Consider the following 22105-nt stretch of genomic DNA (forward strand, 5'->3'; position numbering starts at 1 on the left):
CTCAAATTATATCAGCAATTATTGAAATATATCGACTTACCGACAATGAACGACAAAATCCTCTCGCTATTTGCGGGCATCCTAATGAAACTTCCATTTACCGCTCAAACACAATCCGCTGCTTCGTAATTTCTTCCAATCTTCCGCGATCTACTTCATACTCAGCATCAACGCTTTGCGGCACCATCACTTTCCCGCCCTCAAGCATCACTTCCGGCCAAATAATATCCTGCTCCCAATGTCTACTAGAAGCAGATATATCTCCTGGAATCGTAAAGTTAGGCAATGACGCAAGAGCAACATTTTGCGCTCGTGAAATCCCCATCTCTACCATACCACCGCACCAAACGGGTACGTTATGTTCCATACAATAATTATGGATTTGGATTGATTCTGTTAATCCGCCCACTCGCCCTGGTTTAATGTTCACAATTTGGCAGCTGCCAAGCGTAATCGCAACGCGTGCATCTTCTAAACTATGAATACTTTCATCTAAACAAATCGGCGTTTCAATTTTCTTTTGCAATTCCGCGTGATCAAGAAAATCGTAATCCGCTAACGGTTGTTCAATCATCGTTAATTGGAATTCATCTAGTCGTTTCAGCCTCTCCGTATCCCCTAATGTATATGCTGAGTTTGCATCAGCCATTAACGGGATACCTGGGAACTCTTTACGAATCTCTTTCAATAATTCGTAATCATGCTCTGGCTTTATTTTCACTTTAAAACGCTCGTATCCTTCTTCTGCGTACTTCTCAATTTGTTTTAACATAACCGGAATCGTATTGATCCCAATTACAACGCCGACTTCAATTTCGTGACTAGTTCCGCCAAGTAATGTCGCTAACGATTTCTTTTGACGCTTCGCATATAAATCCCAAACAGCCCCTTCAATTCCGGCCTTTGCCATTCGGTTTCTTTTTATATGCTGGAACAAGCTCGGTACCTCATTCGGGTGAGAAATTTCAGCTTTTAATAAATCAGGTAATAAAAAATCCTGAAGTACATGCAGCGCTGTCTTCACCGTTTCTTCCGTATACCACGGTTCAGAAAACGCAACGACTTCGCCAAATCCAATGTACCCTTCTTCATCTTCTAATTCAATGACTATACTCTCACGCTTTTCGTAGGTCCCGTAGCTTGCAGCAAACGGGATTACGAGTGGCATTTCTGTTATATACAGTGTCGCTTTTTTTATTTCCACCTACATCTCCTCCACTAATTGTCTTAGCTCTCGTCTTAACAATTTTTTCGAAGCGTTACGTGGTAATTCCTCTAAGAAACATGCTTTCTTCGGCACTTTATATTTCGCTAATTTCTCCTCGCAAAAGTGAAGAATTTCTTCTTCTGTTACCGCCCCGCTTTTCACAACAAAAGCAACTGGTACTTGTCCCCATTTGTCGTCAGATATACCGACAACACCAGCTTCCGCTACTGCCGGATGGGAGAGTAACACTTCTTCAATTTGAGCTGGGTATATATTCTCTCCGCCAGAAATAATTAAATCGCTACGGCGGTCTAATACGTATAAAAACCCTTCTTCATCTAAATAACCGAGGTCACCAGTATGAAGCCATCCGTTTTGAATTGTCTCACGCGTTGCATCTTCACGGTTAAAATAACCGCCTGTTACATTCGGCCCTTTTACTACGATTTCACCTTCCGCATGTGGTGGCACTACTACGCCGTCCTTTTCGATACGAAGCTGGCACTGAAATAGTGGCTTTCCAGCTGATCCTACTTTCGTTAACATGTAATCAGCTGATAACGTACAAATTTGCGAAGACGTTTCTGTCATACCGTACGTTTGATACACAGGAATTCCTTTATCTACACACGTTTCTAATAACGGTTTCGGCGCTGGTCCTCCGCCAAGTAACATACATCGTAAAGAAGAGGGATATGTCCCTGCCCCAAGTCTCTCTAATAAATCAGTTAACATTTTAGAAACGACAGAAATAATCGTTACGCCTCTCGTTTGAAGTGCTTTATGAATAAAATCCGCATCATATTTCGGAACGAGTAAAATGCGCATGCCATACATAATATTTTTCATTAAAAGAGATAGTCCGCCAACGTGGAACATCGGCATACAAGCTAACCAGCAATCATCATCACGAAGTCCTAAATTAAGCGAAGAGCCAACCGCACTTGCCCAATGATTACCGTACGTTAAAATAACGCCTTTCGGTTTTCCTGTCGTCCCTGACGTATAAATAATTGTCATCGTTTCTTCTAAAGAAAACTCTTCTTGTATAGAGGCTTCCTCTTTTGGTCCATTCATCACTTCGGCGAATGAATAAACAGGAACATCTTTAGCATCAAAATCTTGATCCGTTACTAAACAAACAACTTCAGCATCATCCATTTGCCAAAGTAGCTCTTCTCTTGAAAGACGCGTATTTAAAAGCACAGCTACTGCACCTACATAAGATAGAGCGTGAATAACTGTAATCATCTCCATACCATTTTTCATCAGAACAGCCACCTTTTGCCCTCGCTCCACTCCAACATGCGTGAGGTGTTCACAAACAGATACTACTTTTTCATGCAGCTCCATAAAAGTAACTTTCTCTTCCTCTATTTCAATTGCAGTGCGATCTGGTGTTAAAAATGCACGTTGCATTAACCAATTTGGCATCGTCTCCATCATTCATTCTCCTTTCATGAAAGAAAGAGACTTGATATGATATCAAGTCTCTTAGTTGTTTTGTTTCCGGTTTGGTCTTATCCAGCTACAGCAGCTAGAATGCTCGGTGGCTTCACTTCTTCCTACGAGGCAAAAAGCGCCTCTACGTCAGAAGCTCCATCCCCCTCACATTCTGAACGAGCTGCTTTCGCTTTTGGTTTCATCCAGCTACAGCGGCTAGAACAGTCGGTCGTTTCACGCCTTCCTACGAGGCAAAAAGCGCCTCTACGTCAGGAGTTCCAACGCCCTCTTGTTCTAAGCAAGCCGCTTCCGCTTTTGGTTTGATCACGGGAAACGAGGGAATTGACCGAAGTCCGGACTGCGTTTTTCTTTGAATGCGTCGCGACCTTCTTTTGCTTCGTCAGTTGTGTAGTACAATAACGTTGCATCTCCAGCTAGTTGTTGAATACCAGCTAGACCGTCTGTGTCTGCGTTGAATGCAGCTTTTAGGAAACGAAGTGCCATTGGGCTGTTTGCTAAAATTTCTTGTGCCCATTGTACTGTTTCTGCTTCAAGCTCTTCTAATGGTACTACAGTGTTTACTAAGCCCATATCAAGCGCTTCTTGAGCGTTGTATTGACGGCATAGGTACCAAATTTCGCGAGCTTTCTTGTGGCCTACCATACGAGCTAAGTAACCAGCTCCGTATCCACCGTCAAAGCTTCCTACTTTAGGACCTGTTTGTCCGAATACAGCGTTGTCTGCAGCGATTGTTAAGTCACATACGATATGAAGTACGTGTCCACCACCGATTGCATAACCTGCTACCATTGCGATAACTGGTTTAGGAATTGCGCGAATTAGACGTTGTAAGTCTAATACGTTTAGACGTGGGATTTGGTCGTCACCTACATATCCGCCATGACCGCGAACTTTTTGGTCGCCGCCAGAACAGAATGCACGTCCACCTTCACCTGTTAAAATGATAACGCCAACATTTGCATCATCACGAGCTTGTGCAAAAGCATCGATTAACTCCATTACCGTTTTTGGGCGGAATGCGTTATGTACTTCAGGACGGTTAATCGAAATTTTTGCGATACCATTGTATGTTGAATAAATAATATCTTCGTAATTGCCTTCTTTTACCCATTCAATAGCCATTACAACTACCTCCTTGTATATTTCTGATTTCACCTATAAGCGTGGCTTCCTTCTTACTGAAAAAAGTATCACTGCATAGTTTTTAGAAATCCCTTTACTATTGTATCAAACTTTTCCGGTTGTTCCACATGAATTGCATGGCCAGCACCATGAATTTTGACAAATTTCGCATCAGACACGCAGTTTTCGATGTTTTTTAATATGCGGAAGAACTTTTCATCATATTCTCCGTTCATTAAAAGAACAGGTATTTTTAAGTTTTTCAGCTCATCCCACCATGAAGGCTGAGCCCCAGTTCCCATGCCGCGCAAGCTATTTGCGAGCCCTTTTGGGTTGTTAGCAAGTCGTTCTTTTCGCACCGCTTCTTGTACGTTTTTTGCTAAACGTTTTTGCGTTTCAAAAAGCGGAATATTTTCCCACATAGATACAAAAATTTCTATGCCTTCTCGCTCAATTTTATCGGCAAGTCGATCATCTTTTTCACGACGTTCTTTTCTATCCGCTTCGTCTTCGAGCCCAGCTGTACAATTTTCTAATAAAAGAGAGTGTACATAATCTGGATATAGACATGCCATCGTAATCGCCAGTCTTCCTCCCATTGAGTAGCCAAGTATATGTGCTTTTTCAATATGAAGGTAATCTAGTAGTTCTTTCATTTGCAATGCCACATTTCGGATATCATAATGCGCAACATCTTCAGGACTCTCCGTCTTTCCGTGCCCAACAAGATCCACTACAATAACTTGAAACTGCTCACCCCATGAAGAGATAAAAGAACGCCACGTTTCCATGCTTCCCGTAAAACCATGAAGAAGTAGAAGTGGTTCCCCGCTTCCGACTACTTCATATTCATACGATACACCTTGCAGCGTTACGTTCATTTTGATTCACCTTGCAACGATGTAGTAATTACGTCCTGTGTTTTTGCCCATAACGTACGGTGCAATGTTAAGTTTTCATCACGATTCGTACAAATTTCCACAACGTGTAAACCTTCTGTCGTCGTTCCTTTTCGAACTTCTTCTCGGAATTGCTCCCAACCATTTACACGGCTAAATGAACCGCCGTACATTTTGACAACGTGCTCATAATCAAGTCCAATTGGTGTTCCAAATAATGATTCAAAATGTTCCTTTTTCTCATACTGTGGTAAGAATGAGAAAATACCCCCACCATCATTATTTACAACGACAATTGTTATATTTAATTCATGTAATTTCGCTGCTAACAGTCCATTTAAATCGTGATAAAATGATAAATCACCAATCACTAATACAAGTGGGTCGCAAATAACGCTCGCTCCTAGAGCTGTCGAAATGATTCCATCAATACCATTTACACCACGGTTTGCCATCACATGGATGTTTTTATCCGATGTGAAGAAGAATGAGTCTGTATCACGAATTGGCATACTATTGCTCGCAAATAACGTTGCGTCTTCTGGTAATACGCGCACAATATCTGTAATAACCTTTCCTTCAAATGCAGTTTCATATGTTTCCATTTCACGAAGCGTTTCCTTCGTTTTTTCGTTTATATGTTGCCACATTAGGGACCAATCATTCTTTTTCATAACTGGCATTTTTTCTATTAAGGCCTTGCAGAATTCAATGTCACTTGCTTGCACAACTTCTGTCGCAACAAGAGCTGGATCTCTCCATTGTCCTGATTCATCGACAACGATATGAACTGCTTTTGTTTGTTTTTTTATGAACTGCGTTAATGATTTAGAAACAGGCATACCACCAAAGCGAATTAAAACGTCCGGTTTCCATGTTTCTTTTAACTTTTCATTTCGTAAAAATGTATCATAACAGTCAATTACCATCGTTTTATCGTGGTGTCCGCTACGAATATTAGAAAGTGGGTCGGCTAATATAGGATAGCCAGTTTTTTCAGCTAGTTGCGTTGCAAACATTGCAATTTCTGCATGACTATCATCTCCACAAATAATAAGCCCCTTTTCCATATGTGAAAGGCGCCCTACAAGAGAATCTACATATTCACTCGGCATCGTCACGTTTCCTTGCTGAACTACTCCTGTATATTCACTACGTCCTTTATCCCATAAGCTTTCTAGTGAGAAATCAGGGATAAGTGGCTCGCGAACTGGAAAATTAAGATGAACAGGACCCTGCGGCGCTAAACAAGCATTTGCTACTATACGCTGCGTCGTCATACGAGCGTAATGATACATCGCTTCACTTGCTTCTGGCAGTGCCATCTCTGTAAATTGTTTCACAAAAGTACCGTATAAATTAAATTGATTCATTGCTTGTGGTGCACCCACATCTCTTAATTCATGCGGTCTATCCGCTGTTAAGACGATAAGTGGGACCCTTGAATGAAAAGCTTCACATACAGCTGGATAATAGTTCGCTGCTGCTGTTCCTGACGTACATAATAATGCTACTGGGCGTTTTTTTGCTTTCGCAATACCGAGCGCGAAAAACCCTGCTGATCTTTCATCTACATGTAAATATGTGTTCATTCCTTCGTGTTGTTCCATTAGTAAAGCAATCGGCGTTGACCGTGAGCCTGGACTAATGACAACATCACATACATCTAGACGCGTCAGTTCATCCACGAACGCGCCTAAATTATATGATAATGCTTCTATATGATTGTTCATTTCATTAATTCCTCCAAAGCACCAAGCATCGGTCTAAACTTCAAACTTGTTTCTTCATATTCAAGCTGCGGGATTGAATCAATTACAATACCACAACCGGCAAATAAGGATGCTTTCTCGCCGTTTAATAATCCGCAGCGCAGTGCAACCGCAAATTCACCATTTCCTTCATCATCTATCCAGCCAATCGGTGCACCATACAACCCTCTGTCTAACAATTCAACATCACGGATCAGTTTCATCGCTTCCAAACGAGGTGTCCCGCCAAGAGCTGGTGTTGGATGTAATTCTTCTACCATTGTTAAAAGACTCGCATCACCTTTTGCTTCTACAGGCGTATATAAGTGAATTAAGTTTTTCGTTATTAATAAACCTGGGCTTTCCGGAATATTAACGTATTCGCAATGTTCATTTAGTACCGAGCGGATCATGTTAACAACATACCCATGTTCAGCTAAATTCTTTTCATCATGAAGAAGCGCATTACTATTTCGCTTACTTTCTTCTATAGAATGACCATGACCGATTGAACCCGCAAGACACATCGATGTAAATTTCTCATCTTCTTTGCGAATTAATCTCTCAGGCGTCGCTCCTAAGAAGCATGCTCCTTTATAATCAAAAGAAAATACGTAACAATCCGGTTGACCAATGCGAAGTGCTTCTAAAACAAGAGCAGAATCAATCGACTGATTCATCTCTACTTTTAGTTCCCTCGCCAATACAACCTTCTGCACGTTACCCTGCTTCATCTCATCTTGTACTTTTTCAATTGCTTTCATCCAGCCTTTCGGATCCACTTCTACTTTAGAAATAACAGCTAATTTTGATCCGTTTAGCGCACATTTACTCTCTCCCAAAATCTTCTCTTCTAAAGAAATCATTTCGTTATAAAGAGTTTCTGCACAATCTGTTGCTGAAACAAATGTATTCATCGTTAACCATGCTTTTTCATTTTTTACAGTTAATAAAAATGCTGGTAGTGAAAATGTCGTATCTTTAAACTCTTTCCATAGGTCCGTTTTCTCTTTTTCTGGATCAAAGGAAAAACCACCAAATAAAAGCGGACCCGTTCCAAATTCATATTCATCTCTTTGGACAAATGCATTCTCTTTTACTTTCTCCCACTCCTCGCGAGCGGTTTGAAAGCGCTTATGAGAAGAATTTGCTATAGTGAAAACAGAGCCAATTCCTGCAAATATTACATGCTGAGCCGGGTCTGCAAAATAACATCTATTTTCGAATGAAATCCTTTTTCCTGCTGCATAGAACAGAAGCGGATCCACCCAGTCTATTTGTTTTACAAAACTAACCAATGTTTTTTCGTTAGTTGCACGCTTGATAGCTGCAATAAGAACTTCTTGCAAGCCTTTTTGTTTCGTTTGAATCACAATTGTCTCCCCCCTATGGGCGAAAAATAGTCATAATTACGCTTGATTTTAAGATACACCTCAAACGAAAGGCCTGTCAACGTTTAGCATTTCTGAGAAATTCACCTTCTCTTCCTAGAAAATAAACGTTGACACTAAATGATGCTTTTTCTACACTTAGTTGTGTACAATATGTGACCAAAGGAGGATTCAACATGGAAATGAACGTCAAAACGAATTCCTCTCCTACGGCGCCAAAGCCAAGTAAGCAAACCGGCTGGCGCATCTGGTGGAGTTTACTACGTCCCCATACATTAACAGCAGCTTTCGTGCCTGTTTTCATCGGAACAGCATATTCGATGCAGGTCGGAGGTATAAATCAAATACATCTTCCTCTTTTCCTTATGATGCTTCTTGCTTGTCTTCTCATTCAAGCAGCAACAAACATGTTTAATGAATACTTTGATTATAAAAGAGGACTCGATCACGAAGGTTCAGTTGGTATCGGCGGCGCTATCGTTCGCGATGGCATTCAGCCAAAAACAGTGCTTAACTTAGCATTTGGATTTTTCGGCATCGCAATACTATTAGGTGTTTATATTTGTATGAATTCTAGCTGGTGGCTTGCTGCAATCGGTCTTGTTTGTATGGCTGTTGCTTACCTTTATACAGGTGGCCCACTTCCAATTGCATATACACCATTTGGAGAGTTGACAGCCGGATTATTTATGGGTGTCATTATTATTGGGATTTCATTCTTTATTCAAACTGGAACTGTAACATCAGAAGTCATTTTACTATCTATTCCAAGCTCCATTTTAATTGGTGCCATTTTACTAGCGAATAATATCCGTGACTTGGATGGCGATAAAGAAAACGGTCGTAAAACGTTAGCAATTCTCGTCGGACGTGAGCGAGCTGTTGGTGTACTTGCTTCGATGTTCATCGTTTCCTACATTTGGACAATTGCTTTAATTATCGTGGGCATCGTATCACCATGGATGCTTATCGTATTTTTAAGTGCTCCGAAAGCATTTAAAGCGACGAAAGGCTTTATCGGCAAAAGCATTCCGATGGAAATGGTACCTGCGATGATTGCAACAGCAAAAACAAATACAATCTTCGGTTTCCTAATGGGAATCGGATTATTACTTGGATACTTTCTATAAAAGGAGCTGCTTATGCGGCTCCTTTTTCATATCTAAAATTCATCTCATAATTCCTACTCTCAACGCTCATACTATGTAAAGAAACTGAATTGTAGGAAGGTGGACGACTATGTTAACTCCACAACAAGTAGGTCAATTTAAATCCATTTTAGAAAAACAAAAACAAGAACTAGAGCAAACGATACAAACTCATGAAAATACAGATCGTGCTTCTGAACGTGACTCAGTAGGAGAACTGTCTAGCTATGACAACCATCCAGCTGATATGGCTACAGAGCTATATGAACGTGAAAAAGACTTCGGGCTTATTGAACTTTGGCATAAACAGCTTGATGACACGAAACACGCCTTGCAAAAAATAGAAGCGGGTACGTACGGCATTTGCGAAGTGTCTGGCGAAGAGATTCCATTCGAAAGATTAGAAGCAATGCCGACTGCTACAACATGCGTTCAGCACGCGACAAATAAATTAAACATGGATACGCGTCCAGTTGAAGAGGAAGTGTTATCCCCTTCTTTCCACAAGCATGATGAGGACCATTCTGTTGAGTACGATGCGGAAGATGCGTGGCAAGATGTCGCAAATTACGGAACATCTGAAACGCCGTCTGATTTAGAAAGACAAGATTCAAAAAACTATAATGGCATGTATGTAAATAGTGAAGAAAACGTAGGCTACGTGGAGGATTTTGAAAACTTTATCGGTACGGATATGTACGGGAAAAACCCACAAGTTTTCGCTACAGAAGAGCATGAAGAATATGAACAAATGCTTGATGATTTTGAAGAACGTACCTTCAAAGGTGAATTATCTTCAAATGAATCTAGTTCCAAAGAATAAAAAAAAGCATTCCGAAAATCGGAATGCTTTTTATCGCTAGCTAATTAGTTTTTTGTAACGTTAGCAGCTTGTGGTCCACGGTTACCTTCAACGATTTCGAAAGAAACTTCTTGACCTTCTTCTAAAGTTTTGAATCCGTCACCTTGGATAGCTGAGAAGTGAACGAATACATCGTCTCCACCTTCAACTTCGATGAAACCGAAACCTTTTTCGCTGTTGAACCATTTAACTTTACCTGTTTGCATGTCATGTACCTCCTAAATAAAAATGAAACTATGAATCCACATGAAAAGGTGGATATAAAGGACATGAATGTATAACAAGCTTACAGCCTTTAATTCAACGTGCTTTATTTCCGTACCACATTATGTAGCTCAATAGTGATTTCACTATATCACGCTATATCCAAAACGTCAAATGAGAACACTTTCATTCCACCATTTTTTTATAATTTTAATATAATGTTGAATTTCCATATTCATATATTATCCCGCCATTTGTGGACAGCTTGATTGGCGGGAGCTGATAATCAGTTTTGGCTGGTTCCACTTTATTTGAAAATTAACAAAACTAAAGTATTCTAATCCTATTAAATTCTGTACAATATAAGTATCTATTACATACGAGGTGAAAAAAATGAGAGCACACGAAATCGAGTATAAGTTATATGGCGATGATATGCAGTTTGTTGAAATTGAGTTAGATCCAGAAGAGAGCGTGATCGCAGAAGCTGGCGCAATGATGATGATGGAAGATTACATAGAAATGGAAACAATCTTCGGTGATGGTTCTGGCCCATCTGGAGGTTTATTCGGAAAATTAATGGGCGCTGGTAAACGTCTCGTTACAGGCGAAAGTATGTTTATGACTGTATTTACAAATACAGGTCACGGCAAGCGCCACGTCTCATTTGCTGCTCCTTATCCTGGTAAAATTATTCCTGTAGATTTAACAGAGTATCAAGGAAAAGTAGTTTGTCAAAAAGATGCCTTTCTTTGTGCCGCAAAAGGTGTTTCCATCGGAATTGAATTTACGAAAAAAATAGGAACTGGTTTCTTCGGTGGTGAAGGTTTCATCATGCAGAAACTTGAAGGTGATGGCCTTGCTTTCATGCACGCAGGTGGAACTGTATATAAACGTGAATTAAAACCTGGTGAGAAACTTCGCATTGATACAGGTTGTCTCGTTGCTATGACAAAAGACATTAACTATGATGTCGAGTTCGTTGGTAAAGTAAAAACAGCTCTATTTGGCGGCGAGGGTTTATTCTTCGCAACATTAGAAGGTCCTGGAACAGTTTGGATTCAGTCCTTAACACTTAGCCGCTTAGCAGCACGCCTTACAAGCCCAGCAGCGCAAAGTACTGGCGAAGGTAGTGTATTAGGTGGACTTGGTCGTTTATTAGATGGGAAAGAGTAAACTGTGCCCTTATGTAGGCATGGCCATCAACTAATAAAATAATAAAATTAAAACACCCTTGCTTGCAGTAATGCAGTGAAAGGGTGTTTTAATTTACGTCTACAAACGAGAAAAAGCAGTTAAAATAAAGTAATAAGGTTTACTTCAGGAAAATAAGGTATATTATATTTGTTGAATAGATTCTCTTTAGAGACAAGAAAAGTAGGTGAACAAAGTGGGAAAATATCAATTGGATTCCAAAAGTCAGGTAGCTGTGGCAAAGTTCCATGAAAAACAGAAACCTGCCAAATTTGATAAAAAGCAGCAACTTGAAAAATTGCGTACGGAGTATTTGAAAAAGAAGCAAAAACAAACAGATAAATAATACGTTTTGTTTTTCAAATTTTTCTGTATATAGTGTAAACAAACACAAGAAAATAGGTAAGTTATTCATCGTTCAAATATATACAGACTATTTTTTCAAACCTCTTACTTATGCAACTAACGTATGCGTCAGTTCATTAAGAATAACTAAAAAAGTCGATTCCTTGAGATGAAAAAGAGTAAACAGTGCCCTTATCAGGCACTGTTTTATTTTGACGTTATAATTTCCTCCACTGATTTAGATAAGCGATACAAGCTATTCCCCACCTCCAAAAGAATGAATCAAGTTCCTCACTGCATATATTAAACTATACTTTTTCTTAAGGAGGGCTTCCTTAATGCGTACTCCTTTATCCTTTGATAAAGACACTGCCATACTGTTAGCTTCTTGTTGTGAGTTAACGTATGAACAATATAAACAAAATGGCATTTTCGAAATACCAGATGGTTTTCAATATGTACAAGGGTTTCAAGGAAAGGCCATTCAAACAACAGAATGGTTCGGATTTATATTAGAATCTGAGGATACAATTATTGTTGCCTTCAGAGGCACTCAAACAGACCCCGATTGGATTATTGATTCTCTCGTCAATCAAAAACCTTATCCTTATGCTTTAAATGGCGGAAATGTCCATAACGGTTTTCTCTCTATTTATGAGTCTTGTCGTGATTCTATTATGGATATGCTCGTATCATTGCCAGCACATAAAAAACTGCTAGCTACTGGGCATAGTCTAGGTGGCGCGCTTGCCACATTACACATATTAGATGCACGTATAAATACTGCCTTCGCACAGTATGGACTTTATACATTCGCTTCTCCAAAAGTAGGAGATATCGCTTTTCGAAATTATTATAAACTACAAGTAGCTAGTAGCTTTCGTTTCGTCAACTTGTTCGATGTCGTCCCACTTCTCCCTCCCCGAAACATAAATTTTAATGATCATGATTGGGAGTATGCACACGTCCATCACAACATGACATTTACAAAAAACACAAAATCCATTACAAATAATCATTCCATTACAACATACAAAACATGTCTGACTTCTCATTTTTAACCAGTAAACAATTGGAAATAAAATATTCGTATACTATAATAATGTATGAAGTTATTTTTGGATGAGGGGACCTTACATGTTAAAATTTATCTTCGCACTTTTTCTTATTGTAATTTTTACGGTTACAGGTTTCTTTACATTTTCATACTTTGCGACAGGAGAGTATGATGGGGCAGGTATCATATATACCACTGTTCCATTTCTTTCTTAAGCAAAATAAATAAAACGAGCTTAATTTTATTAAGCCCGTTTTATTTATTAATATCCATTTCGGTTGGTAAATCGATAATATATCTCCCAATATAGCAACCTCTTTAAAACTGTTTAACTGCATTACCGATACCCCAAATTTCATTACTGTACTGCAAAATTGTTCGATCGCTCGCAAAATGACCAGACTGTGCAATATTTAAAATCGACATTTCTAGCCACTTCGTTCGGTTCTCATAAGCTCTACCGACAGCCTCTTGTCTTTCAGCATATGGACCAAAATCTCGCAGAACGAAATATTCATCGTTTTGAATAACGAGAGAATCGTAAATCGCTTCAAATTCAGCTCCCGATTGTGCAAAGAAACCATTTGTTAATTGATCAACTACTTTTTTAATGTGCCTATTGTGGTGATAATAATCACTTGCACGATACCCACCATCTTGATAGTAATGAAGAACCTCTTCGGCTGTTAAACCGAAAATAAAACAGTTATCCTCACCGACCCGGTCTTTTATTTCAACGTTAGCACCGTCTAGCGTTCCGAGTGTAATCGCACCATTCATCATAAATTTCATATTACCTGTTCCCGATGCTTCTTTACTCGCCGTTGAAATTTGTTCACTTACATCCGCTGCTGGGAATATATCTTCAGCTAAAGAAACTCGATAGTTTTCTAGAAAGATAACTTTCATATATTGACTGACATACGGGTCATTATTTACTTTTCTTGCGAGTTCATTTATTAATTTAATAATTTTTTTCGCGTAATAATAGCCAGGTGATGCTTTCGCTCCAAAAATAAAAGTACGCGGATAAAATGTAAAACTAGCATCCTCTTTCAAACGGTTATACAAATATAAAATATGAAGAACATTTAATAATTGTCGTTTATAAGCATGTAATCTTTTCACTTGCACATCAAAAATAGAATTTGGATCAATGGTAATCCCCATTGTATTATGAATACGCTCCGCTAAAATCTCTTTACGCTCTTGTTTTACCTCTGCAAATTTCTCTTGGAAACTCGCATCATATTGAACTAATTGTAGCTCTTGAAGCTTAATCGGTTCTTTCTTCCACTCCGTTCCAATCGCCTCTGAAATGAGATTTGTTAACTGTGGATTTGCTTTCATAAGCCAGCGCCTATGAGCAATTCCATTCGTCTTATTATTAAACTTATCTGGATAAAATTCATAAAACAATCGCATTTCCCGCTGCTTTAATATTTCCGTATGAATTTTTGCTACACCGTTTACGCTATGGCTACCGACAATCGCTAAATGAGCCATTTTCACAAGGTCATGTGCAATAATCGCCATTGCTTCAATACGATCCCACTCATGCGGATACTGTTCCCACAGTTCATGACAGAAACGTTCATTAATCTCTTCAATAATCATATAAATTCTCGGTAATAACGGTTTAAAAATGTGAATTGGCCACTTTTCGAGCGCTTCTGATAACGTCGTATGATTCGTATAAGAAATCGTCTGCGTCGTTATGTGCCAAGCTTCTTCCCATGCTAACTTTTCTTCGTCTAGTAAAATACGCATCAGTTCCGGAATTGCTAAAACCGGATGTGTATCGTTAATGTGGATCGCAATTTTTTCATGTAGTTGACGAAGGTCACCATATCTTTCTCTATGCATTCGAACGATATTTTGCAAACTTGCTGATACGAGGAAATACTGTTGTTTTAAACGAAGTATTTTTCCCTCATCATGCGTATCATCTGGATATAAAAACTCCGATACAGCCTCTGTTTCACGCTTATATTTCAAAATATCTTTGCAGTTTTGCGGGAAAGGAACTGGTTCAGCATTCCAAAGTCTAAGTGTATTTACAGTACTCGTCTCATAGCCAACTACCGGCACATCATATGGCACGGCCATAATGACTTCTGCATTTGTATGCCTAAACTCTAAACGCCCGTCAATTTCTAGCGGTTCAACACTGCCGAAATAACTTACTTCTACAGCTTGATCATACCTTCTTACTTCCCATACGTTTTCATGAAGAAGCCACTGTTCTGGAAATTCAACTTGATAACCATCAACAATTTTCTGATCAAACAAACCATGTTTATAACGAATTCCACAGCCGTGTCCTGGTAAGTTTAAAGATGCGAGTGAATCGAGAAAACAGGCTGCTAAGCGTCCAAGCCCACCATTACCAAGGCCTGCATCTGCTTCCACTTCTTCTAACTCTTGTAATGAAATCCCTAGTTCAGATAACCCCTGCTCGCATACATCTCGAATACCTAAATTCAAGATGTTACTTCCAAGCAAACGTCCAAGCAAAAACTCAATAGACAAGTAATACATTTGCTTTTGCTCTCCGGATCGATAACTCTCGTTCGTTGCAATCCATTGACTATTCATATACTCACGTACCATATGGCCAAGCGTATTATATTGATCACGAGTTGTAGAATCTTTAAAACTTTTACCATACATCGTCTCTAACTTTTCTAGAAAAGTTGATTTAAAACTTTCAACATGAGTAAACATTTTTTCACCACCTACATGTTATTCCATGAGACTTTTATACAATTCCTTATAAGCAAGAGCCGATTGCTCCCAGCTATAATCTTCAGTCATCGCTTGTTTTACAAGCTGCTCCCACACTGGTTTATCATGATAGAATTCAATTGCACGATGAATCGTATGCAGCATGTCATGTGCATTAAAATTCGTGAAACTGAAACCATTTCCTTCTCCAGTTTCTTCATCATAAGAATGTACCGTGTCGTTTAACCCACCTGTTTCTCTTACAATTGGAATCGTACCGTATGCTAATGCGATAAGTTGTCCAAGTCCACACGGTTCAAACAGCGATGGCATTAAAAACAAATCGCTTCCCGCATACACTTGGTGAGCTAATTCTTCATTAAATCCGATATAAACTTTTACCTTCTCCGGATACTCATATGCCATCCACTCAAAGAATTGCTCATATTCCGAATCACCTGAACCTAAAATAATACATTGTACATCTTCTTCCATTATTTCGCGGAATACAGTACGTACTAAATCAAGACCTTTTTGCTTCGTTAATCTCGTTACCATTGAAATAATTGGTGTATCCTCTTTTTCTGGCAAACCAAAATAACGCTGCAAGGCGCGTTTATTTTCACTCTTTTCATATAATGACTCTGCATCATACTGGGCCTTAATATACGAATCCGTTTCTGGATTATATACGCTCGTATCAATACCATTTACAATGCCGCTAAGCTTATCATTATATTTTCGCAGTAATCCATCTAACTTCTCACCGAAAAATTCATATTGAATTTCTTCTTTATACGTCGGGCTCACCGCTGTAATTTGATCCGAAGCAATAATACCACCTTTCATAAAGTTTACGTTTCCATAAAACTCTAGCTGCTCACTATGAAAATATTCATCACCAAGCTCTAACAAGTCGTACATCACTTCAGGAGGAAATACACCTTGGAACTGCAAGTTATGAATCGTATATACCGTTTTAATACGCTCATATAACGGGTTATCTTGATACTTTTCACGAAGTAAGAAATTAACCATAGCCGTATGCCAATCATGGCTATGAAGAACATCCACTTCAAAATCAAGGTGCGGAATACACTCTAACACTGCTTTTGAGAAATAAGAAAAACGCTCTCCGTCATCGTAATGACCATACAGAGAATCTCTCTTAAAATAATATTCATTATCTATTAAGTAATACGTAATTCCGTCTTGCTCACCTTTTAAAATTCCACAATATTGATTTCTCCACCCAAGAGGGACGTTAATTACTTTATGTAACGTACATCCATCTCTTAACTTTTGCGGAATGAGACTATAATTCGGAAGTATAATACGAACGTCCACTCCTAATTTTTTTAGCTCTTTTGGGAGCGCACCCGCTACATCAGCTAATCCTCCCGATTTCACAAACGGTACACATTCTGATACTGCAAATAAAATATTCACTTGTTGTCCCACTGCGCGAAAAGTTTTTATTACTCCTCTTGCAGCTTCCTCCCTTCGAGTTTTCATTTAAATTAAAACTTTAATCAGTGGAGGAAAAAGCCCCCACTGATTCTTTAGGAATAACTATTAATCGTACTGTTTTGTACGCTTCCTTTTTCTACAACATACGGCTCATCGGCGCTTCCTTTTAATACGACACCGTCGCCAATTTTCACGTCTTTATCAATAATAACACCGTCTATTATACAGTTATCTCCAATTTGGCTCTTTTGCATAATAATACTGTTACGAATAATTGAACCTTTTCCAATTTTAACCGAACGGGAAACAACACTGTTTTCGACTTCCCCTTCAATAATACTGCCATTTGCAATCATTGTATTTTTCACGACTGCACCCTTTAAATAACGAGTTGGTGGCTCATCTTTTACTTTCGTAAAGATCGGTGCTTCTTTCTTAAATAATTGCTTCCAAATAGCAGGTTGCAAAATTTCTAAGCTATGTTTATAGTAACTTTCAATCGAGTCAATAATTGCTACATATCCAGTATGTTCATATGTAGCAATGTGTAATGATTTCCCGCGCTTTTCTCTCACTACATCAAATAAACTGTATTGTTCCACACCTTTATATGACTCAAATAAGTCTAACAATAATTGTTTCTTTAACACGTATGTTTGAAGCGAAACCCCTTCATGGCAAACTTCTGTAATATCAGCTGCCGTATGTATATGTCGCTCTAACACCGCTTGAAAATTTAATGCTGTTACGAGATGGCTATTCGTAATAACAACGTACTCTTCTCTGCTTCTTAGAAAATAATCAATATGTCTTCTAAAGTGTGCAAAAGACCCAAATTCATCTTGGTCACATTGGCAGTTTGGCGGGAATAAAAATAGTCCGTCTCGTTTTCTATCTAAATCCCACTGTTTTCCTGAACCAACATGGTCCATTAACGAACGATTTTTATGGCTTGTAAAAACTGCCACACTATGAATACTAGAATTCACCATATTTGAAAGCATGAAATCAATGAGTCGATAACGGCCCCCAAACGGTAACGCCGCTAGTGAACGATGCCCTGTTACTTTCTTTAAGGAAGGAAAACTTCCCGTTGCATTAATAATTCCTAACATTTTTTCTCCCATTCATTTCATCCCCCTTTTCTATTTCCCTTCAGCAATTAATACTACATCGTCAACATTCTTTTCTGGACGAATGATTGTTCCATCTTCGATAACCATTTCTGATCCAACAATCGCTCTTTCAATCACAACATTTTTACCAATCTTAGCCCCTGGCATAACGACAGAATCAATCACCATACTTCCTTCTTCCACCGTCACTCCTTGGAATAACACAGAATGCTTCACGTCCCCTTCAATGACGCATCCTTCGTTAATAAGCGATTCTTCTACTTTCGCCTTTTCAGCAATATATTGAGGCGGCTCGTTTGGATTGACAGAGTAAATACGCCAATTACGATCGTTTAAATTCAGTGATGTTTCATCGCGAAGCAAATCCATATTCGCTTCCCATAAGCTCTTCACCGTTCCAACATCTTTCCAATATCCTTCAAACGGATACGCCATTAACTTCTTCCCTTCATCCAATAAAAGCGGAAGTACGTCTTTTCCGAAATCGTTACTAGATTCAGGGTTTCTTGCATCCATCTCTAAATACTCTTTCAAAATTGACCAATTAAAAATATAGATTCCCATTGATGCAAGATTACTTCTTGGAAATTGTGGTTTCTCTTCAAACTCAACAATCTCCATTTCTTCATTTGTATTCATAATGCCAAAGCGACTCGCTTCATCCCAAGGTACTTCAATAACAGAAATGGATACGTCCGATTCTTTCTCAATATGGTAATCTAGCATCTTACTGTAATCCATTTTATAAATATGGTCGCCTGATAAAATAAGAACATACTCTGGTTCATATTGACTTAAATAGTTTAAGTTTTGATAAATGGCACTTGCCGTACCTGTGTACCACTTCACACCTGAAGACTCCGCATAAGGAGGTAATACTGTGACTCCACCGCTTACTCGGTCTAAATCCCATGCATTGCCGATTCCGATATAATTATGAAGTTCTAGTGGTTGATATTGCGTTAAAATCCCAACCGTTTCAATACCAGAATTTGCGCAGTTACTTAGCGTAAAATCAATAATGCGATATTTACCACCAAATGGAACAGCTGGCTTGGCTAAATTTTTTGTTAATGCACTTAATCGACTACCTTTTCCCCCTGCTAGTAACATTGCTACGCACTTTTGTTTTTGAGCCATCTTGTTTTTTGCTCCCCTTTCTCGTCTTCACTGGTCGTAATATGGATACGCCAAATGGTGGAATTGTAATCTCTACATGTGCTGCTTGATTATGGTACGGTTCTAGAATCGTCTTAAAACGTTTCTTATTCACTTGCCCCGAACCGCCATATTGCTGTGCATCACTGTTTAAAATCTCGTTATAATACTCGAAATCTGGTACACCTACTTTATAGTTTTCATATGTAGCTTTCGTAAAATTACATACGATAACTAACGCATCCTCTTGTTTATCCCCTTGGCGGATAAACGAGAAAATACTTTGCTCGTTATTATTAGCATCAATCCACTGAAAACCTTCAGGCGAATGATCAAGCTGCCAAAGTGGTTTTGAGCGCTTATACAATGCTATGAGCTCTTTAAAGTAATCATGCATATAACGATGCATTTCAAAATCATGTAAATTCCAATCTAAATCTTCAAGGTCTTTCCACTCATCAAACTGTCCGAATTCCCCTCCCATGAAAAGTAATTTCTTTCCTGGGTGAGTAAAGAAATATCCATATAATAAACGAAGCTGAGCAAACTTATCCCAGTAATCACCTGGCATTTTATTTAATAACGACTTTTTCCCATGAACGACTTCATCATGAGAAAGCGGTAATATGAAGTTTTCAGAGTACGCATATAGCAAAGAAAACGTCATTTTCTCATGAATGTGTTTCCTATATTCAGGCGCACACTCCATATATTTCAGCACGTCATTCATCCAGCCCATGTTCCATTTGTAATTGAATCCAAGCCCACCTTCATACGTTGGAGTTGTTACAAGTGGCCAAGCTGTTGAATCTTCTGCCGTCATAAGAAAATCTTCATCCTCTGCAAACACTGCTTCATTTAACTCTCTTAAAAATGAAACAGCATGCTCATTACTTTGCTCTTGTCCTTCTTTATTCCAGTACAACATGTTCGCAACTGCATCTACTCTGAAACCATCAATATGGAAATATCTCATCCAAAATAACGCATTTGAAATTAAGAAATTACGTACCTCTCTCTTTCCTAAATCAAAATTGACAGTTCCCCATACTGGATTTTCTTGTACATCTTTATCTTTATATTCATAGGTCGGTGTGCCATCAAACAAATATAAACCGTGAGCATCTTTACAAAAATGCCCCGGCACCCAATCTAAAATGACACCGATTCCATATTTATGACATTCGTCGACAAAATACATTAAATCATGCGGTGTACCAAATCTACTCGTCGCTGCATAATATCCCGTTCCTTGATATCCCCAAGAACGATCATATGGATGCTCAACAAGCGGCATAATTTCAATATGTGTAAATTGATGTTCCACCACATATGGAATGAGTTCTTCTACCATTTCCCTGTAAGAATACAGTGTTCCATCTTCTTTCTTTTTCCAAGAACCAAAATGCAATTCATAAACTGTCATCGCTTCTTTATAAATCGATTTTTTCTTTTTCTTACGAGTCCAGTTTTTATCATTCCATTCATATCCCTTTATATCAAAAACTACAGATGCCGTATTCGGTCTTACTTCTGCATATACAGCATACGGATCTGCCTTTAAAATGACGTCACCAGCCAACGTTTCAATCGCATATTTATATATTTCTCCTTCTTCAATATGCGGTATAAACAAGGACCAAATGCCTTCTTCTGTCACTTGTAGCATTTTATGTTGCTCATAATCCCACTCATTAAAATCTCCAACAACACTCATTGCTTTCGCATGAGGAGCCCACACTGTAAATCGTACCCCTTGAATCTCACCTTCCGTCACAACATGTGCGCCAAAGATGTTATAACTTTTATAGTACTTTTCTGTATGAAACTCATCTCGTTTCACTTCTTCACAATTTATTACACTCAATATGCTCACCTCACTTAGATGACAGAATTTTTTATACTTTAACTATTTCTGCGAAAAACTGCAATATCCTTGTTAATTTATAAAAAACATTCGTTTTTTTCTTAAAAATGTTAGTTTTCCTTCACATTTCCGTGTAAAATATCGAATTTTGACGAATATTCATTGAAAACGCTTTATTATTCTTCTATATTTTTACCAATTATTTTTTCTCAACCTTTATTTTATTATGTCTATCCTATTTTTCATGCTATTTTCCACTCAAAATCAAAACAAAATAATCTGTCATAAAAAAATGTTTCTCAATATTTTTTGTCACAATTTTATTGAAATGCGAAATTCATAAGCATATACTTGTTCTCAATAAAGAACATCGATCTTTCGTAACTACAATTCATAGCGGACTACTATGTTTACTTATTTATCCTTGTTGCGAACGGTTGCTATACAAATTTAACTAGGAGGCTTTCTTATGTCATTAAAACAAAAAGTAGGAATGGGAGTTATCACCGCTTCACTTGGCTTATCCCTTACATTCGGCGGTGTATTCGCCTATTTCAGTGATTCAGAAACATCAAGTAACTCATTTCAAGCTGGAACACTAGATCTTTCTATTAATCCAAGTGTAATCGTTAATGTGAAAGATTTAAAACCAGGTGATTTTATTGAAAGGAACTTCAAGCTTGAAAATAAAGGTACATTGGATATCGCAAAAGTAGCACTTGAAACATCATATGAAGTTACAGATGCAAAGCAAAATAATGACGGTGAAGATTTAGGTGATCACATTATCGTCAAGTTTCTAGTAAATGATGGACAGCCATCTAATCCAAACGATGATCATGAGATTGTGTGGGAAACAAAACTATCACAATTAAAAACTATGAAACCTGAAGATGTCGCTACGTCTCTAGAACGTCATAACTTAATAGATGGTATTAAATCTGGTGAAACAGATTACTTACACGTCCTCTTCTCATTTGAAGATAACGACCGAGATCAAAATAAATTTCAAGGTGATTCCCTGCAGCTAAACTGGACATTCCATACTGAGCAAACAGCTGGCGTGGAGAAATAATTTTTAAAAATATAAATTACCGGAGGCC

At 38.4% G+C, this 22105-nt stretch carries 19 protein-coding genes; 7 read left to right on the forward strand and 12 right to left on the reverse strand.

Annotated features, from left to right (window positions below; all coding sequences use genetic code 11):
- Positions 1–97: 97 nt before the first annotated feature.
- The 6 genes from menC to ACTFN4_RS06710 all read right to left on the reverse strand — a co-directional run bounded on the left by menC (position 98) and on the right by ACTFN4_RS06710 (position 7816).
- Positions 98–1204 carry an o-succinylbenzoate synthase gene (menC, locus tag ACTFN4_RS06685; RefSeq protein WP_439962160.1) on the reverse strand — a complete coding sequence of 369 codons (1107 nt, stop codon included), beginning with the start codon at positions 1202–1204 and terminating at the stop codon, positions 98–100.
- Positions 1205–2650, reverse strand: a complete 1446-nt coding sequence (locus ACTFN4_RS06690) for an o-succinylbenzoate--CoA ligase (protein WP_226368653.1) — start codon at positions 2648–2650, stop codon at positions 1205–1207.
- A 324-nt stretch (positions 2651–2974) separates the two neighbouring features.
- Entirely contained in the window at positions 2975–3793 is an 819-nt protein-coding gene (gene menB, locus ACTFN4_RS06695; RefSeq protein ID WP_000963881.1) for a 1,4-dihydroxy-2-naphthoyl-CoA synthase, read from the reverse strand.
- Positions 3794–3861: 68 nt separating this feature from the next.
- Positions 3862–4674 (reverse strand): 2-succinyl-6-hydroxy-2,4-cyclohexadiene-1-carboxylate synthase, encoded by an 813-nt coding sequence (gene menH / locus ACTFN4_RS06700; RefSeq protein WP_144560725.1) that lies wholly within the window; start codon positions 4672–4674, stop codon positions 3862–3864.
- Positions 4671–6425, reverse strand: a complete 1755-nt coding sequence (gene menD, locus ACTFN4_RS06705; protein ID WP_439962161.1) for a 2-succinyl-5-enolpyruvyl-6-hydroxy-3-cyclohexene-1-carboxylic-acid synthase — start codon at positions 6423–6425, stop codon at positions 4671–4673. The genes menH and menD overlap by 4 nt, the downstream gene beginning before the upstream one ends.
- Positions 6422–7816 (reverse strand): isochorismate synthase, encoded by a 1395-nt coding sequence (locus ACTFN4_RS06710; protein WP_439962162.1) that lies wholly within the window; start codon positions 7814–7816, stop codon positions 6422–6424. The genes menD and ACTFN4_RS06710 overlap by 4 nt, the downstream gene beginning before the upstream one ends.
- 194 nt (positions 7817–8010) lie before the next feature.
- On the opposite strand from ACTFN4_RS06710, the gene ACTFN4_RS06715 reads away from it, so the two are divergent.
- Both ACTFN4_RS06715 and ACTFN4_RS06720 read left to right on the forward strand, forming a co-directional pair.
- On the forward strand, positions 8011–8964 hold the full coding sequence (locus ACTFN4_RS06715) for a 1,4-dihydroxy-2-naphthoate polyprenyltransferase (protein ID WP_000425770.1): 954 nt from the start codon (positions 8011–8013) through the stop codon (positions 8962–8964).
- 109 nt (positions 8965–9073) lie between these two features.
- Entirely contained in the window at positions 9074–9805 is a 732-nt protein-coding gene (locus ACTFN4_RS06720; protein ID WP_071740500.1) for a yteA family sporulation protein, read from the forward strand.
- Between the two features lie 44 nt (positions 9806–9849).
- Here the strand turns inward: ACTFN4_RS06720 and cspD are convergent, their stop codons facing one another.
- Complete coding sequence (cspD, locus tag ACTFN4_RS06725) at positions 9850–10050, reverse strand: cold-shock protein CspD (protein WP_001193054.1); 201 nt, start codon at positions 10048–10050, stop codon at positions 9850–9852.
- 391 nt (positions 10051–10441) lie between these two features.
- Here cspD and ACTFN4_RS06730 point away from each other — a divergent pair, with 391 nt between their 5' ends.
- The 4 genes from ACTFN4_RS06730 (at position 10442) to ACTFN4_RS06745 (ending at position 12859) form a co-directional block, all read left to right on the forward strand.
- On the forward strand, positions 10442–11224 hold the full coding sequence (locus tag ACTFN4_RS06730) for a TIGR00266 family protein (RefSeq protein ID WP_001201257.1): 783 nt from the start codon (positions 10442–10444) through the stop codon (positions 11222–11224).
- Positions 11225–11438: 214 nt separating this feature from the next.
- Positions 11439–11588, forward strand: coding sequence for a hypothetical protein (locus ACTFN4_RS06735; RefSeq protein WP_000521639.1), 150 nt, complete (start codon positions 11439–11441; stop codon positions 11586–11588).
- Between the two features lie 337 nt (positions 11589–11925).
- Positions 11926–12648 (forward strand): lipase family protein, encoded by a 723-nt coding sequence (locus ACTFN4_RS06740; RefSeq protein ID WP_001260111.1) that lies wholly within the window; start codon positions 11926–11928, stop codon positions 12646–12648.
- A 76-nt stretch (positions 12649–12724) separates the two neighbouring features.
- On the forward strand, positions 12725–12859 hold the full coding sequence (locus tag ACTFN4_RS06745) for a hypothetical protein (RefSeq protein WP_000911075.1): 135 nt from the start codon (positions 12725–12727) through the stop codon (positions 12857–12859).
- 103 nt (positions 12860–12962) lie between these two features.
- Here the strand turns inward: ACTFN4_RS06745 and glgP are convergent, their stop codons facing one another.
- From glgP to glgB, 5 genes are all read right to left on the reverse strand, one after another.
- Complete coding sequence (gene glgP / locus ACTFN4_RS06750; protein ID WP_439962163.1) at positions 12963–15371, reverse strand: glycogen phosphorylase; 2409 nt, start codon at positions 15369–15371, stop codon at positions 12963–12965.
- 18 nt (positions 15372–15389) lie between these two features.
- On the reverse strand, positions 15390–16820 hold the full coding sequence (gene glgA, locus ACTFN4_RS06755; protein WP_023901191.1) for a glycogen synthase GlgA: 1431 nt from the start codon (positions 16818–16820) through the stop codon (positions 15390–15392).
- Positions 16821–16933: 113 nt separating this feature from the next.
- On the reverse strand, positions 16934–17968 hold the full coding sequence (gene glgD, locus ACTFN4_RS06760) for a glucose-1-phosphate adenylyltransferase subunit GlgD (protein ID WP_000504168.1): 1035 nt from the start codon (positions 17966–17968) through the stop codon (positions 16934–16936).
- Positions 17969–17986: 18 nt separating this feature from the next.
- Complete coding sequence (gene glgC / locus ACTFN4_RS06765; RefSeq protein WP_000057619.1) at positions 17987–19117, reverse strand: glucose-1-phosphate adenylyltransferase; 1131 nt, start codon at positions 19115–19117, stop codon at positions 17987–17989.
- Positions 19065–21002 (reverse strand): 1,4-alpha-glucan branching protein GlgB, encoded by a 1938-nt coding sequence (gene glgB, locus ACTFN4_RS06770; RefSeq protein ID WP_439962164.1) that lies wholly within the window; start codon positions 21000–21002, stop codon positions 19065–19067. The genes glgC and glgB overlap by 53 nt, the downstream gene beginning before the upstream one ends.
- Positions 21003–21471: 469 nt before the next feature.
- On the opposite strand from glgB, the gene ACTFN4_RS06775 reads away from it, so the two are divergent.
- Positions 21472–22077: a CalY family protein gene (locus ACTFN4_RS06775; protein WP_000053932.1), complete on the forward strand. Its 606-nt coding sequence runs from the start codon at positions 21472–21474 to the stop codon at positions 22075–22077.
- Positions 22078–22105 lie beyond the last annotated feature (28 nt).

It is taken from the genome of Bacillus cereus group sp. MYBK95-2 (assembly GCF_051915225.1).
Classification (GTDB): Bacteria; Bacillota; Bacilli; order Bacillales; family Bacillaceae_G; genus Bacillus_A; species Bacillus_A cereus.

What these genes read in the sequence shown, in the direction of transcription:
- ACTFN4_RS06690 (WP_226368653.1), bottom strand. Translation starts at nt 2,650, where the DNA reads ATGGAGACGATGCCAAATTGGTTAATGCAACGTGCATTTTTAACACCA.
- menB (WP_000963881.1), bottom strand. Translation starts at nt 3,793, where the DNA reads ATGGCTATTGAATGGGTAAAAGAAGGCAATTACGAAGATATTATTTAT.
- menH (WP_144560725.1), bottom strand. Translation starts at nt 4,674, where the DNA reads ATGAACGTAACGCTGCAAGGTGTATCGTATGAATATGAAGTAGTCGGA.
- menD (WP_439962161.1), bottom strand. Translation starts at nt 6,425, where the DNA reads ATGAACAATCATATAGAAGCATTATCATATAATTTAGGCGCGTTCGTG.
- ACTFN4_RS06715 (WP_000425770.1), top strand. Translation starts at nt 8,011, where the DNA reads ATGGAAATGAACGTCAAAACGAATTCCTCTCCTACGGCGCCAAAGCCA.
- ACTFN4_RS06720 (WP_071740500.1), top strand. Translation starts at nt 9,074, where the DNA reads ATGTTAACTCCACAACAAGTAGGTCAATTTAAATCCATTTTAGAAAAA.
- cspD (WP_001193054.1), bottom strand. Translation starts at nt 10,050, where the DNA reads ATGCAAACAGGTAAAGTTAAATGGTTCAACAGCGAAAAAGGTTTCGGT.
- ACTFN4_RS06730 (WP_001201257.1), top strand. Translation starts at nt 10,442, where the DNA reads ATGAGAGCACACGAAATCGAGTATAAGTTATATGGCGATGATATGCAG.
- ACTFN4_RS06740 (WP_001260111.1), top strand. Translation starts at nt 11,926, where the DNA reads ATGCGTACTCCTTTATCCTTTGATAAAGACACTGCCATACTGTTAGCT.
- ACTFN4_RS06745 (WP_000911075.1), top strand. Translation starts at nt 12,725, where the DNA reads ATGTTAAAATTTATCTTCGCACTTTTTCTTATTGTAATTTTTACGGTT.
- glgP (WP_439962163.1), bottom strand. Translation starts at nt 15,371, where the DNA reads ATGTTTACTCATGTTGAAAGTTTTAAATCAACTTTTCTAGAAAAGTTA.
- glgD (WP_000504168.1), bottom strand. Translation starts at nt 17,968, where the DNA reads ATGGGAGAAAAAATGTTAGGAATTATTAATGCAACGGGAAGTTTTCCT.
- glgC (WP_000057619.1), bottom strand. Translation starts at nt 19,117, where the DNA reads ATGGCTCAAAAACAAAAGTGCGTAGCAATGTTACTAGCAGGGGGAAAA.
- ACTFN4_RS06775 (WP_000053932.1), top strand. Translation starts at nt 21,472, where the DNA reads ATGTCATTAAAACAAAAAGTAGGAATGGGAGTTATCACCGCTTCACTT.